General features: G+C 43.9%; 11 protein-coding genes. 8 read left to right on the top strand and 3 right to left on the bottom strand.

Annotation, left to right across the window (positions count from 1 at the left end):
* Positions 1-3 precede the first annotated feature (3 nt).
* The 3 genes from NZ043_RS25330 to NZ043_RS25340 all read left to right on the top strand — a co-directional run bounded on the left by NZ043_RS25330 (position 4) and on the right by NZ043_RS25340 (position 3,521).
* The gene (locus NZ043_RS25330; protein WP_338586908.1) at positions 4-864 is read left to right on the top strand and encodes an ABC transporter ATP-binding protein; all 861 of its coding nucleotides are present in this window, start codon (positions 4-6) and stop codon (positions 862-864) included.
* The gene (locus NZ043_RS25335; protein WP_339309558.1) at positions 861-1,487 is read left to right on the top strand and encodes an ABC-2 transporter permease; all 627 of its coding nucleotides are present in this window, start codon (positions 861-863) and stop codon (positions 1,485-1,487) included. The genes NZ043_RS25330 and NZ043_RS25335 overlap by 4 nt, the downstream gene beginning before the upstream one ends.
* A gap of 294 nt (positions 1,488-1,781) precedes the next feature.
* Complete coding sequence (locus tag NZ043_RS25340) at positions 1,782-3,521, top strand: ATP-binding cassette domain-containing protein (protein ID WP_339309559.1); 1,740 nt, start codon at positions 1,782-1,784, stop codon at positions 3,519-3,521.
* Positions 3,522-3,660: 139 nt separating this feature from the next.
* On the opposite strand, the gene NZ043_RS25345 is transcribed toward NZ043_RS25340, so the two are convergent.
* Entirely contained in the window at positions 3,661-4,425 is a 765-nt protein-coding gene (locus NZ043_RS25345) for an SDR family NAD(P)-dependent oxidoreductase (protein ID WP_249910543.1), read from the bottom strand.
* Positions 4,426-4,564: 139 nt separating this feature from the next.
* Between NZ043_RS25345 and NZ043_RS25350 the strand changes: the two genes are divergently transcribed.
* Positions 4,565-5,137, top strand: coding sequence for a TetR/AcrR family transcriptional regulator (locus tag NZ043_RS25350; protein ID WP_339309560.1), 573 nt, complete (start codon positions 4,565-4,567; stop codon positions 5,135-5,137).
* Positions 5,138-5,389: 252 nt separating this feature from the next.
* Here the strand turns inward: NZ043_RS25350 and NZ043_RS25355 are convergent, their stop codons facing one another.
* Positions 5,390-5,782 (bottom strand): hypothetical protein, encoded by a 393-nt coding sequence (locus NZ043_RS25355; RefSeq protein WP_036671465.1) that lies wholly within the window; start codon positions 5,780-5,782, stop codon positions 5,390-5,392.
* Positions 5,783-6,051: 269 nt separating this feature from the next.
* A complete protein-coding gene (locus NZ043_RS25360; RefSeq protein WP_339309561.1) occupies positions 6,052-7,653 on the bottom strand; it encodes a response regulator in 1,602 nt (533 codons plus the stop codon).
* 352 nt (positions 7,654-8,005) lie between these two features.
* Between NZ043_RS25360 and NZ043_RS25365 the strand changes: the two genes are divergently transcribed.
* The 4 genes from NZ043_RS25365 to NZ043_RS25380 all read left to right on the top strand — a co-directional run bounded on the left by NZ043_RS25365 (position 8,006) and on the right by NZ043_RS25380 (position 14,730).
* Complete coding sequence (locus NZ043_RS25365) at positions 8,006-10,288, top strand: glycoside hydrolase family 3 C-terminal domain-containing protein (protein ID WP_339309562.1); 2,283 nt, start codon at positions 8,006-8,008, stop codon at positions 10,286-10,288.
* A 177-nt stretch (positions 10,289-10,465) separates the two neighbouring features.
* Positions 10,466-11,668: a sensor histidine kinase gene (locus tag NZ043_RS25370; RefSeq protein WP_339309563.1), complete on the top strand. Its 1,203-nt coding sequence runs from the start codon at positions 10,466-10,468 to the stop codon at positions 11,666-11,668.
* A gap of 21 nt (positions 11,669-11,689) precedes the next feature.
* A complete protein-coding gene (locus tag NZ043_RS25375) occupies positions 11,690-12,337 on the top strand; it encodes a response regulator transcription factor (protein ID WP_315935581.1) in 648 nt (215 codons plus the stop codon).
* Positions 12,338-12,528: 191 nt separating this feature from the next.
* Entirely contained in the window at positions 12,529-14,730 is a 2,202-nt protein-coding gene (locus NZ043_RS25380) for an MMPL family transporter (protein ID WP_339309564.1), read from the top strand.
* Positions 14,731-14,755 lie beyond the last annotated feature (25 nt).

Genomic DNA, 14,755 nt, shown 5'->3' on the forward strand with positions numbered 1-14,755 from the left:
ATCATGAATCATGCTTTGACTGTAAATGGACTGACAAAGGCTTATCACGACTTTGTTCTGGACAATGTATCGTTTCATGTGCCTCGCGGGTCGATTGTGGGATTGATTGGCCAGAACGGGGCAGGAAAAAGTACAACGATCAATTCGATTCTTGGATTGAAAAACAAGGATTCCGGCACGGTGACAATTTTGGGCAAGCAGGATCAGGAAATTGATAATGCCGTTCGCAATCAGATTGGTGTTGTTTTTGACGGCAGTAATTTCCCGGAAGGATTATCACCTAAAAAGCTAAACCGTGTCTTCCAAAATATCTTTGCAGCTTGGGATGAAGAAAAATACTATTCTTTACTAAATGAATTATCCTTACCTGCGGGCAAAAAGATCAAAGAGTTTTCCAAAGGGATGAAAATGAAGCTGTCTATCGCTGTCGCACTTTCTCACGGCTCCAAACTTCTGATATTGGATGAAGCGACGAGCGGACTTGATCCTGTTGTCCGTGATGATATTTTAGATATGTTTTTGGATTTTGTTCAGGACGAAAGCAACTCTATCCTGGTATCCTCACATATCACAAGTGATTTGGAGAAAGTCGCTGATTATATCGTATTCATTCATAACGGCAAGGTTATTTTTAACAAACCAAAGGACGAATTGCGATATAAGTACGGGATCATTAAATGTGGTGCAGCACAGTTTGATGCTCTCGACGAACAAGATATAATCTCTTCCCGAAAGCAGGATTATGCTTGGGAAGTATTAGTTGCTGATAAAGATTTGGCACAAAAGAAATACCCGAATGCAGTGATTGATCCTGCCACAATTGATGATATTATGCTGTTGTATATCAAGGGGGAGAGAACATGAGAGGACTTATGCTTAAAGATTTCTATGCTATTAAGGATGCGTTGCTTATCCCCCTATTATTAATGGTCGTCATTGGAATCGTTTTGTCCGTCGTAAGCTCTCCTTGGCTTTTGATTGTAATCGCGGGAACCTCATTTGGAATGATGGCAGTAATGAGCATTCAAAGTGACAAAACAGCCCAGTGGGATAAATTTTGCGCAACACTCCCTGTCTCAAGGATTCAAAGCGCTTCAAGCAAATATGGTTTGTATGTGCTCCTTAGTCTATTTGGAATTTTGATTGCCACGATAATTTGTGTTATTGCTTCTATGATATTATCGAGCTTTGAGTTATCTGCTGTATATGTGAATGTATCCTTTGCGTTTATTCTTGCATTTCTTCCAGCCAGTGTGAATATCCCTAGTTCTTTTTTACTCGATGGAGAAAAAAGTATTGCCGGAATAATCCTTTCTTATGTAGTCACTGCCCTTGCCATTGCAGGATTAAGAACATTGCTAGGTTACTATATGAATATAGAAGAAAATCTACTTTTATTATACGGAGTAGTAGCTGCGTTTAGTGTTGTCGTATATATACTCTCATGGATCATATGCCCTAGATGGCTAAGCCGTAAAGAATTATGAGGCAAAAACAGGTAACATTAATCAAAATAGTACAACTGAATGTATCCGTTATCTCAGAGCCAGACGTAAAGTGCAGAGCCGATGACCGCGAGCAGAATCGCAGTTGTCGGCTCTCTTTGCATTCATCCATAACGTTCGATACTCATTTTTACACTGGAAGGCTAATAGACACGAAGTGAGGGTAAGGGCTAAAAATCGATTGTACTTGGTGGTAAACAGTGTTACTCTAAAAGTCTGTGTTCGACAATATATTTAATACTAGCCACCAATTTAGTTATAAAGAAAGGTAACACTATGATACAAGTTGAAAACCTATCCTTCTCATTTCCACAAAAGGAACTATATAAAAACATTTCATTTACGTTTGAAGAGGCACAACATTGTGCTTTTATCGGAACAAGCGGAAGTGGAAAAAGTACATTGATCGATATCCTGATGGATCCGGAACGATATTTGTTCGAGGGCAAGTTAGAGATAGACCCCGATTGCAGAATCGGGTATGTGAGTCAGTTTTTGCAAGTAGACAAAACAAAAGAAGTGACCGTTTTTGAATATATCGCAGAAGAATTCATCAAGATACAAGATGAAATTACAGCGATTTATGCGGAGATGGCTACCACATCGGATATGGATTCCCTGATGGAAAAGCTTCAATTGGCTTTGGATGCCTTCGAAGCGATGGATGGGGATAATTACGAAAAAAACATCAATAAACAGTTAAACCTTGCCAACCTCATGAAGCTCAAAGATCTTAGTATATCCGCCATAAGCGGCGGGGAATTCAAACTTATTCAAGTGATGAAGGAAATGCTGAATCGTCCAGATTTAATGATTATGGACGAACCTGATGTATTTTTAGACTTTGAAAACCTGAACGCGCTTAAAAAATTGATTAATTCCCACAAGGGAATGCTGCTGGTCGTTACGCACAACCGATATCTATTGAACCATTGTTTCAACAAGATCATACACCTAGAAAACACAGAGCTCCAAGAGTTTGACGGGCGCTATATCGATTATAACTTCTCGCTGCTTCAGACGAAGATTGAGCTGCAAGAAATCGCGGTTGCTGAGGCTGAAGAAATTGAGAGATACGATCACATCATCGACAATCTTAGAGAGATCGCCACGTATAATTCGGAAGCCTCCAGAGGCAGAGCGTTAAAAGCCAGAGTCAAGTTTCAAGAGAGATTGGAAGCACGTCGAATAAAAGAGCCATTTGTCGATATCAAACAGCCGAATATCCGTTTTGGGATCGATAAGGAAATGGAAGACAGCGTTGTGGTTAACGTCAATAACTATAGCGTTTCCTTTGACGAGTTGCTTTTGGAAAATGTGAACTTTGAGATCAAATCGACAGATAAAGTAGCCCTGATCGGTCCTAACGGTACCGGGAAAACGACTTTACTCCGAGAAATCTTTAAAAACAATCTGGATTCCATTGAAATCGATGCTGATGTTAATGTGGCTTATTTATCTCAGGTTCAAGGCGAAATGCTAAAAGATTCGAATACCATACTAAATGAATTCATTGATTCAGGGTTTCAAACGTATGACGAGATTAGATCGTATCTTCCAAACTATGGCTTTGAAGGAGAAATCTTTGATCAAAAGATTGAATCGTTATCTGGCGGAGAAAAAAACATGCTTCAATTGGCTAAAGTGTCTGCCAGTCAAGCCAACGTATTGCTTCTGGATGAACCGACAAGCCATTTAGACATCTATAGCCAAATCGCATTGGAGAAAGCTATTGAGGACTACAAAGGTGCGATTCTCATGATTTCTCATGATTTCTATTCGGTTGTCAATGGTATGGATTATGTTTTAATTATTGGGGACAAAACGATTAGTAAAATGAGTATAGAAGAATTTAGAGAGATGATTTATACGAGTCATTTTGATGAAAACTATCTAGAAAATGAACAAAAGAAAAAGTCTGTTGAAATGAAAATCGAATTGGCTTTAAAAGATACTAATTTTGAACTTGCAAAGAGTTTGGTTGATGAGCTAGAAAAGCTGATTAAGTTGCTTTAAGTTACAACGCTTTGATTGAAATGATAGACCAGAAAAAAGTCGCTATCTTAGCGACTTTTTTTGTTTAGTAGTCCAATCGAAGGTCAATCATGTTTATGCTTAATGCATCGCAACTGTATCTAATAAGAATCGGATCAGATCACATTGCTTGATCCGTTGGACGAACTAAAATCTCGTTGACCGCAACGCGACGTGGGCGAGTTACAATAAATTCAATCGTTTCTGCAATATCTTCTGCTTCAAGAACTTCAATATGGCTCAGAATATTGGAAAGTTGCTCACGCACGTCTTCACGTAAGTGATTGCCTAGTTCCGTTCCCACTGCACCTGGCTCTAAAACAGCCACACGAACGTTAAGCCCGGCCGTCTCTTGCCGCAGTGCTTCAGTAAACGCTGCAACACCAGATTTCGTGAGACTATATACCGCTTGCCCTGCCGATGGTCTGCGTCCAGATACTGAACTAATATTAATTAAATCAGTAACTTTCCGGTCGGAAGTCAAGGCTGATTGGATTAGATACGGTAGTGCAGCATGGGATATGTATAACAACCCATTTATATTCACGGATATCATTCGTTCCCATTCGATTGAGGGCGCCTCTGCCACACCCCCGATTAACATGAGTCCTGCATTATTTATAACGGTGTCCAAACGTCCATATTTATCTATAACCTGCTGAACTGCATGTTCCGCTTGCTTCTTATCTGTTATATCTGTTTCTATTACAAGAACCTCACCTCCAAGGTTTTTTAGCTCGGAAGCCAGATTCTCCAATCGATCTTTACGACGTGCGACAAGGACAACGGTTGCTCCTTGAGCAGCGAGCCTTCTGGCAGTGGCTTCACCGATTCCACTACTTGCTCCAGTTACCAACGCCACCGTATCTTGCAATTTTTTAAACATGTTATATTCCTCCTCAAATTTTATTCGCTAAACGCTAAGATGTTACTGTTGTAACGTCTTGTTGAGCTCAGTATAATGTGTATAACATAAAGTTATCAATGCATTTCAAGGCAAGTGTGACATAAAAGGAGATGTTGTAATGTCAAACCCATCTAATCAAGTCAGAAGTGCACTGACGAAAGAATGGATCTTCAATGCACTCATGATATTAATGCAAACCAAAAATCTAAATAACATATCTATTACTGAGGTGTGTACAAAAGCTGGTGTTTCACGCATGGGGTTCTATAGAAATTACAACATCATTGAGGATGTAATCGTGGAACGCATTGATCAAGTGTTTACTGACTTTTTTGATCAGGCATTGGCAGGGGAGAACTTTGATAATTATTATTCAACACTATTATTTTTCAGATGTTTCAGGAATGAGAAAATCTTAGTAGAAAATCTGGTAAAGTCCAACGTTAGTTACTTATTGCTAGCCAAGTGTAATGAATACCTACACAAATTAGCCACAAGAATTGTAGTTAAAACCTACGACGATTCTTTCAAAGAAAACTATATTGCTAAGTTTTATGTAGGTGGATTTTATTGCGTTTTAATCGAATGGGCTTTAAATGGCATGAAAGAAAGTGATACGTACATGGCTGATATTTTGTATGAGTTCTGTGGGGTCACTATTCCGAAGGGAAATGCTGAAAAAATAGTGTGATATCAGGTGGAGAACAGCTCCTGGTGAAGCTCCTAATAATCCACTTTGGGTTTATTTATTGATTCCTCTTGGCGCTATTGTAATTACGTCTTTTTTTGATTATGTGATCAAGTTCGATTTTTAAAAAAAGTAGTAACCGGTTGAAAATATATGGCCTATTTTCGATCGTCAATGGTTGAGTAGCTAACGTCTATTTATTTACATGTAAATCCCCCTGTATGCGGATTGATCCGCATACAGGGGAGATTACTTCTAGAAACAGCTAAACGAGCTGATTCGCTGCAGATCAATGCCGGTGTATAGCCAGAAGAAGCCATTCCAACGGAAGCCAGCTACCGAATTTCTACCTACAAATACCGGATACATCCAGAAGCCGGGACCACGATCCGGCCAAATATATGTGTAGCGAAACAGACAGCCGGATATGGCTCTTGGATCTACCGCATATAACGAAGCGGGTTGCTGTGGAATGAATGATGGTGGCGGCCCTGTAGGTGCCTGCACGCCTTGTGGTCCGCCGCCTCCACCCCCGGGGAACGATGGAGGACCAGGAAATCCTCCGGGTCCACCGGGTCCTCCTGGTCCTCCGGGACCCCCAGGTCCGCCAAACCCTCCACCAGGTCCAAAAGGAGGTAAAAATGTCATATCACATCACTCCTGTTCATTAGTCTAATGTATTGTATGTAGGCAATTGAGCAGGGGAATGGGTGAAAGCCTATAAAAGGCCGCTAATTTGGTCATAAGCTTGTCAGGCGGAGATTCAAAATAGAGAAATGCTCAAGCTGCGACCATTCATTCTCAGGCGTGTGGAGTAGTCAGTTTCTTTCATGTTATAGGAAAATTGGACAAAATCACGGTGCATTTTCCCTTTAAAATGGGCGATAAACCCAATATGTTTTTTTACATTCATTTCGTTAACGAGTACGGAACTCCTGCGGTGTGCAACCATAATGCTTTTTAAATATTTTTATGAAATGCGGCGGAGCCAAAAAGCCAAGCGCCTTGCTGACATCTGCAATTTTGAGGTCTGAGTTCAGTAACAAGTAAGATGCTCTGTTCATACGTAAGCTGTACAAATAATCGCCAATCGTTTCTCCGGTGACCGTTTTGTACACCTTGGACAGGTAAACGGGGTGCAGGCCGATATAGTCGGCAATGACCTGAAGGGAGATGCCTTCTGCCAAATGCTCCTGAATGTATGTTCTCACTTTAGACGTAATTTGTTCATGCGCATTCATCAACTGATTAGAAGCCTGCTTGCGCCGCTGATTAATCATTTTCTCTGCCCAGCTATATATGCGTTGGCCTGATAACTGGCTTTTTTTCCGAAGCAAAAATTCGAACTCCTCCCCCAGCATTTCCTCAACCGTTGTGTCCTGCGATTTTAGTGAAATCGAGAATGTGGAAGACAGGTAGAGTAGTACTGTAAACAATTGATCGTGGGACAGTTCTTTGCCAACTTCGTTTAAGAAAAGAATTCTGGAAATTTTGCTTATGGCCTCATCCCAATTACCTGATTCCAGCAAATTAGAGAGCAAGGGTGGCTCATACAAATTAATCAGATTTTGCTGTTCATGGGAATCCGCATCCTTTTTGTCCAGCGTAATAAAATAGCTTTTATTGCTACCCACATTCCGATTGATGGCTGACACGGAGGCTAAATACAGATCGGAGAGGTGGTCAGGGAAGCATTGCTCTTTACTCAGACAAATGGAGATGGCTCCCTTTAAAAATTTTTGTACATTGTTTTGCAGTCTGACCGCGTGGGAGTCAACTGAATCAAGTGCATGAAGATCACTGTTTTTGATCAGAAATACCAGATATCCCTGCTCTGTAATGCAGTGCCACAGCTTGAACGGATGCTGAAACACTTCTTCGGCTATATTGGTTACAGCATATTCGAGCAAGGATAATGACCGCAGATCATAACCGGAGAATTCCTCCTCCATCCGAATGACCATCATAATAAAGGGGTCAGTGGACGCAAAGGGAATCTCCAGCATGCTGAGACGCTCGGCCAGAATCTGATGGCTCATGGCTTTGTTCTGAAGAAGTTCCTTGAGAAGTTGATTGCGCAACAAGGGCATATTGGCATGCAGGGCATGCTGAATTTGCTGAAATGAACTGATGCGCTCCCATTCGTGCTCAATATTGGCGATAGCCTTTGTTACAGCTTGGATGAGCTCATCAGTATTAATCGGCTTCAGCAGATAATTAGCAGCCTGATACTGAATTGCTTTTTGGGCATATTCAAACTCATCGTGACCAGACAAAATAATGCATCTAATTTTACTGGAGAATCGGCGAATCTCCAAAATAAGCTCCAATCCATCCATCTCGGGCATACGAATATCGGTAATCATAATATCAACAGCGTATTTGGAAGCGATATCGAGAGCCTCCGCAGCCGAGTAAGCTCTATGTACTTCCTGGATGCCATAATCTTCCCAGGGAATTGTCAGCGCGAGACTATCAACAACCGATTTCTCGTCATCCACTATTAATAAACCGTACATACTAATTCCCCCTCTATAGACAAGTGTTACAACACTTATTGTATTGTATGATGGCCGAACTATCATTTCAATGCGTGCCGCCTTGGCTGACCTGTAATCTTAAGAAAACGATACAGATGTTCAGATATACTTATGCGAATTAGCGTTGCAAGTGGCCAGCGAGGCATGAGAGATCTTTCTTTTTATTCGGATTGCGTTATATCACATTAAGAAAGCGCTATTTCATGTCATTAAACCAGACAGTACTATTAAAAAGAGAACTAAACTCAAGCCCTATAATATTATGCGGGACCTTACATAGCCGTATTACATGTCAAGGATACCTGCCGATAGATGAAGGAGTGTCTGGATAATGAATCGTGATATCAAGCAAATTGTGAAACAGTTAACCTTAAACGAAAAGGCAACACTCTGCTCAGGTAGCAGCTTTTGGACAACGCATGCTGTAGAACGTTTGGATATTCCATCCATTATGATGACGGATGGTCCTCATGGATTACGCAAGCAAGCAGGTGATGCCGACCATTTGGGACTGAACGCAAGTGTTCCATCCACTTGTTTTCCCTCGGCGGTTGGGCTGGCAAGCTCCTGGAACCGGGATCTTGTACAGCTTGTCGGAGAAACCATTGGTAAAGAGGCGCAGGCGGAGGATGTCGCCATTCTGCTCGGCCCAGGGGCGAACATCAAGCGTTCCCCGTTGTGCGGGCGCAACTTCGAATATTTCTCAGAGGACCCTTACCTGACGGGTGAACTTGCTGCAGCTCATATCTCAGGTGTGCAAGGCCAGGGTGTGGGTACCTCAATTAAACATTTTGCAGTGAACAATCAGGAGCATCGCCGGATGACTACCGATGCGGTACTCGATGAGCGGACGTTAAGAGAAATCTATCTGACCGGCTTTGAGAAAGCGGTCAAGCAGGCGCAGCCATGGACAGTAATGTCTTCTTACAATAGAGTGAATGGAACATATGCATCGGAGAATGAATATTTGCTGAATACCATTTTGAAGGAAGAATGGGGACATGAGGGCTTTGTTGTGACAGACTGGTCCGCAGTGAATGAGATCGCAGCCAGCATCGCTGCGGGACTTGGACTGGAGATGCCTTCCTCCAACGGAGAAGGACCACGCAAAATTGTGGAGGCGGTGAATGGCGGCGAGTTATCCGAAGAAAAGCTTGATCAAGCCGTGGAACGGTTGTTAGCTATTATTTTCAAGGCGGCAGAAAATAAACGTCCAGAAGCAACCTTTGATTCTGAGCAGCATCATCAGATTGCCAGAGAGGCGGCAAGAGAAACGATGGTGTTGTTGAAAAACGAGGACGATATTCTTCCGCTGAGCAAGAATAGCCGCATCGCCGTTATCGGAGAGCTGGCTGAGAAAGTTAGATATCAGGGCGGTGGTAGCTCGCATATCCATCCGACTCAACTGGATAGCGCTTATGAACAGATGGTTTTACTTGCTGAAGCGGATGCATCGGTGACTTATGCTGCGGGCTATAAGCTTGCTTCAGATGAAAGTGACTCGTTATTGATGAAGGAAGCCATCGAGACGGCCAAAGCAGCGGAAGCCGCTGTGCTGTTCATCGGTCTGCCTGACCGCTATGAATCGGAAGGATATGATCGGTCTCACATGGACATTCCAGCTAACCAATCGGCGCTGATCAAAGCCGTTGCAGCAGAGCAGCCTAACCTTGTTGTTGTGTTAAGCAATGGATCACCGATTGTGATGCCATGGCTTGATGATGTGAAGGGAGTACTGGAGGCGTATCTGGGTGGTCAGGCAGCTGGAGGAGCCATGGCGGATCTGTTGTTCGGAGAAACCAATCCAAGCGGTAAGCTGGCGGAAACGTTCCCGCAATCGTTGCATCATAACCCTTCGGCTCTGTTCTTCCCCGGGGACGGAGATCGTGTGGAATACCGTGAAGGCATATATGTTGGTTATCGTTACTATGATCGTAAGTACATTGAACCGTTGTTCCCGTTTGGTTATGGATTGAGCTATACGCAGTTTGAATATACTGGTCTGAGTCTGAACGATACACAGTTCAAGGATACGGATCGGGTTACGGTAACTGTTACGATTCGAAACACGGGCACTCGTTACGGCCAAGAGGTTGTGCAATTGTATGTGCGGGATCAGCAAACCGTAGTAAGTCGTCCGGACAAGGAACTGAAAGGTTTTGCCAAAATCGGACTGGAGCCGGGCGCTGAGGGTAGCGTTTCCTTCACACTGGATAAACGCAGCTTTGCTTATTATAATGTTGATTTGAAGGAATGGCATGTAGAGAGTGGCTCCTATGATATTTTGATTGGCTCATCCTCTCGTTCCATTCTGCTGCAACAGACGGTCAACGTGGAGTCCACGACAACCGGGCCAGTACCTACCTTTGACCGTAATACAACGCTGGGTGAGCTGCTCGCCAATCCAAAAACGATGGCTGTCATGAGTCAGTTACAGGGACTGGCTCCACAGGGAGCGGAAGAGGCCCAATCCGATGCCATATCCTCCGAGATGATTCAGGCATCCATGAAATATATGCCGCTTCGTGCGTTGATTCCGTTTACGGGAGGCGCTCTTACAGAGGAAACTCTTTCCCAGTTGCTTGCTGGATTAAATGCCGCTGTTCGTCAGTAAAACACTATACAACAGCTTTCACTATACAACATCGAAAAACGCTCATAAGTCATGACTTATGAGCGTTTTTCATTTAAAATATTATGGGATGTTAGCTCATGCACGAAAGGGCATGCACCAACGTACATACAAAAGGACAACCATCCGTAATATAATCATTGGAGAAGAGGTGATCTTATGAATGAGACGACGGAACGATCCAGCTTCTTGCAAATGAGTCAGGATGCCGAGGATGACCGAATCGCTTCATCCCGACTTCCCATTGCGTTATGGATTATACTGGTCACTATTGTTACGGTAGCGATGCAAACCTTGCTAGGACCGTTGCTGGTGCCCAGCCTGTTTTTTGTAGGCTTGATGGCGGCACATATTCAGTTATACTGGCGAGTGAGCAGGTTGATTCAGGTATCCAGGGTGTTATATCTGTTTCTTCAGGCCGGCTTGATTTTCGGGAGCGCTGCCTTGATGCCAGATGGTCTTCCCGTCATACTCATTGGTTTGATTCCTGTATTGATTGGACAGACCGTAGCTATTTTGTTTGAACCTAAAAAGGTTGTTTTTTTTGCGTTTTTCCTCTATTTCCTTTTCTGTCTGGTTACGCTTTGGATTAAAGATGCTAAGGATCTTGCACTGTTTATCCCCTTGTTATTTCTGATGATTGTTGTGGTAATGGCCTATGCACTCCTGTACTACAGGCAGGTTAATGCCCGGGTGCGCACACAAACGTTTTTGCGTGATCTGGAGCTTACCCATCAGAAAGTTGAGGAGCTTACACTCGCTAACGAGCGCCAACGTATGGCGAGAGATTTACATGATACACTCGCTCAGGGACAGGCAGGTCTCATTATGCAGCTCGAAGCCATGGATGCATACCTCAGCCGGGGAAACATCCAGCGTGCTCACGAGATTGTTCTGACATCCATGGGGCAAGCTCGGCAAACGTTGGGTGATGCAAGAAAAGCAATTGATGACTTGCGAACAAGGGCTACTCCAGTGTTTGATTTCAACGAGGCAGTACAAGACCAATTACAACGCTTTCGAATTGCTACAGGCGTTCAAATCCAACTGGAGTTGCAGGTTCGTTCGGCTCTGACCGGTTTTACCATGGAACATGTATTACATATTTTGAGTGAAACACTTATGAATGTGGCACGACATGCCCATGCTGATCAGGTTCATATATCTATTATAGAAATCTCCGGCTCACTCCAAATGGTGATCAAGGACAATGGCAGAGGATTCAATACAGCAACTATCGGAAAAAAGACCGGGCATTACGGTCTCATTGGCATTTATGAACGAGCCAGACTCATCGGAGGACAGATTCAAGTTGAAAGCAGCGATGCGGGTACATGTATTACCTTATCTATACCATTTTGAATAGAAGGGAGGACATAAACAATGAGTCATAAAGTTCTGATTGTAGATGACCACTGGGTTGTACGTGAAGGCATCAAAATGATTTTGGGGACGGATGACAATTATGAAGTGATTGGCGAGGCTGAAGAGGGACATACGGCGCTGGAGCTGATGCAGGAACTTCAGCCTGATGTCATCCTGATGGACCTGAACATGCCTGGCGGCTTGAGCGGTCTGGATACGTTAAAACAGATGAACGTAGAACAAATCAACATTCCAGTTATTATTTTGACGACCTACAATGAGGATGAACTAATGATCAACGGGCTTGGGTTGGGGGCAAAAGGGTATTTGCTCAAGGATACAAGTCGTGATCATTTATTCCGTACGCTGGAGTCGGCCCTTCGCGGTGAAACATTGCTGCAACCTGAAATTTCGGCAAGGGTATTTGCCTTTCACCAGAAGCCGGCGGTAGTGCACAAGCACAAAGATACATTACTGACAGAAAAAGAACTTATAATTCTTCAGGCAGTCGCTCGCGGACTGCGAAGCAAGGAAATCGCATTTGATATGGGCATTGCAGAACGAACAGTAAAAGCTCAGCTGACTAATATCTATAATAAGCTGGGGGTAGACTCGCGCTCCGAAGCGGTTGCTGTATCCGTAGAGAGGGGCATTCTGCATCTGTAGAATATAGAATAATGTTGTAGGTTTCAAAGGGCAGCCTGTACGCAGGCTGCCCTTTGGTTCAACCCGATCGTACATGAAGGGCATGCCCCTACGTACGATTTTTTTTGTTTTAGTTTCCACTATGATGATGTCATGAGGTTGTCCGAACAAGAGAACCTGAGTTTCAGATTAGAAGGGAGCTATCCATATATATGGCTAAATTTTTGTATCAATTAGGTGAATGGGCTGTAGCCAAGAAAAAAGGGGTAATTACAGGAGGGCTTGTCATCCTGCTGCTGTTGGCAGCAATCGGCATGGGGCTGGGAACCTCCTTTACCGGAGAGATGACGATTCCCGGAACCAAGTCAGAACAGGCGGCTGATGTATTAAATCAGGAATTCCCGTCCTCTGATGATGGTGGACAGGTTCGAATGGTATATAAATCGGAGAAGGGCACGCTTGAAACAGACTCCACCCAAAAAGCAATTCTCGCAGCGCTGAAAGAGGTTACGTCCGATTCCTCTGTAAAAGCTGTTGTTAACCCCTATGATGGGGGAACGATCAGTGCAAACAAAGAGGTTGGTTATGCGGACATTACATATACGCAACCAGCCTCAGATGTAAGTGAGATGTCCAAAGAGCATATCCTTGATGTTGTCCATACATTACGTGACAAGGGTGTTCAAACCGAACTTGCAGGAAGCGTAGCCTTTTCAGAGATTGAAATTGGCGGCGTGTCCGAGGTGATTGGTATCCTGATTGCATTTGTGATTCTGGCGTTCACCTTTACGTCTTTCCTTGCAGCAGGACTTCCCATTTTGACTGCGGTTGTTGGGCTTGGCATAGGACTCATGATTATCATCATCGGCTCCAACACGGTATCGATGGCTTCATTCTCCATTACGCTGGCTGTTATGCTTGCACTTGCGGTAGGGATCGATTACGCCTTGTTCATTATGTCCAGATATCGGCAGCAATTGGCCGCAGGTTATGATCGGACTACCGCTATTGCACAAGCTAATGCAACAGCAGGCAGCTCCGTTGTATTTGCAGGCTTAACCGTTATTATCGCCCTCGTAGGGCTGTCCGTTGTACAGATTCCGTTTATCACGATGATGGGACTCGCTGCGGCAATCAGTGTACTGGTCGCTGTATTGATCGCTATTATATTTACCCCGGCGCTGCTGGCAGCAGCAGGAGATCGCATCCATCCTGCTCGTGAGAACAAATGGCTGCGCAAGTGGTCTGGTCACAAAAAATCTGCCGAAGCAGAAAATCGTTGGGGCAAAATGGTTACTCGCAAGCCATGGCTCACAACCATTCTGTGTATTGGTATTCTGGCGGTGTGTACCGTTCCATTCACATATATGCAGCTTGGCCTACCCGATAATGGTCTGAAATCCAAAGAAACGACAGAACGCCGAGGTTATGATCTGCTTTCCGAAGGTTTCGGCAAAGGATTTAACGGTCCGCTCATCGTCGTTGCCAAGGCTGCAAACAGTGAGGAGGCACAGGCAGACATTACAAAGGCAACCACATTCATCAGCAAACTTCCGGATGTAGCCTCTGTAGCTCCGCAGATCCCAAGTCCTTCAGGTACTACGGCGATTATTACGGTGTTACCCAAATCAGGACCGAATGATATTAAAACAACCGAACTTGTTCAAACGATTCGTGATCAGGCAGAGCAGGTCCTCAAGGATCATGATGTCGAGATCATGGTTACAGGTGGAACTGCCGTTAATATCGATATTTCAGAGAAGTTGTCCGAAGCTTTACCAAAGTTTTCCTTGTTGATTGTTGGTCTTGCTTTTGTTCTGCTCATGCTTGTATTCCGTTCCATTCTCGTTCCCATCAAAGCTGTAGCCGGATTTTTGTTCACTCTGGGTGCAACGCTCGGCTTTATTGTCTGGGTCATACAGGATGGCTATCTGGGAAGTTTCTTCGGAATCCCTGAGCCAGGACCTGTACTAAGCTTCCTGCCAATTTTGGTTACAGGTATTCTGTTTGGTCTGGCAATGGACTATGAGGTATTTCTCGTGAGCCGGATGCGTGAGGATTATACGCACACCGGAGATGCTGTGAAATCGGTAAGAAGCGGTATAACCCATAGCGGTCCTGTAGTCACGGCTGCTGGTTTGATTATGATCGCAGTATTTGCAAGCTTCATCTTTGCCGGGGATACGATTATCAAATCGATGGGACTTGCGCTGGCGTTCGGTATCCTCGTTGATGCATTTATCGTAAGAATGACCCTTGTTCCAGCGCTGATGGTACTCATGGGTCGGAGTGCATGGTATTTGCCAAAATGGTTAAATCGTTTGTTGCCTAACATTGATATCGAGGGAGAATCTGTGATGAAAGATGTTCAAGGACATCACTCATCCAATACCCCAGACAATGCCAACAAATAAAACAAGGTTTGCATCTCATAGATCA

The sequence above is a fragment of the Paenibacillus sp. FSL k6-2145 genome, from assembly GCF_037976585.1.
GTDB lineage: Bacteria > Bacillota > Bacilli > Paenibacillales > Paenibacillaceae > Paenibacillus.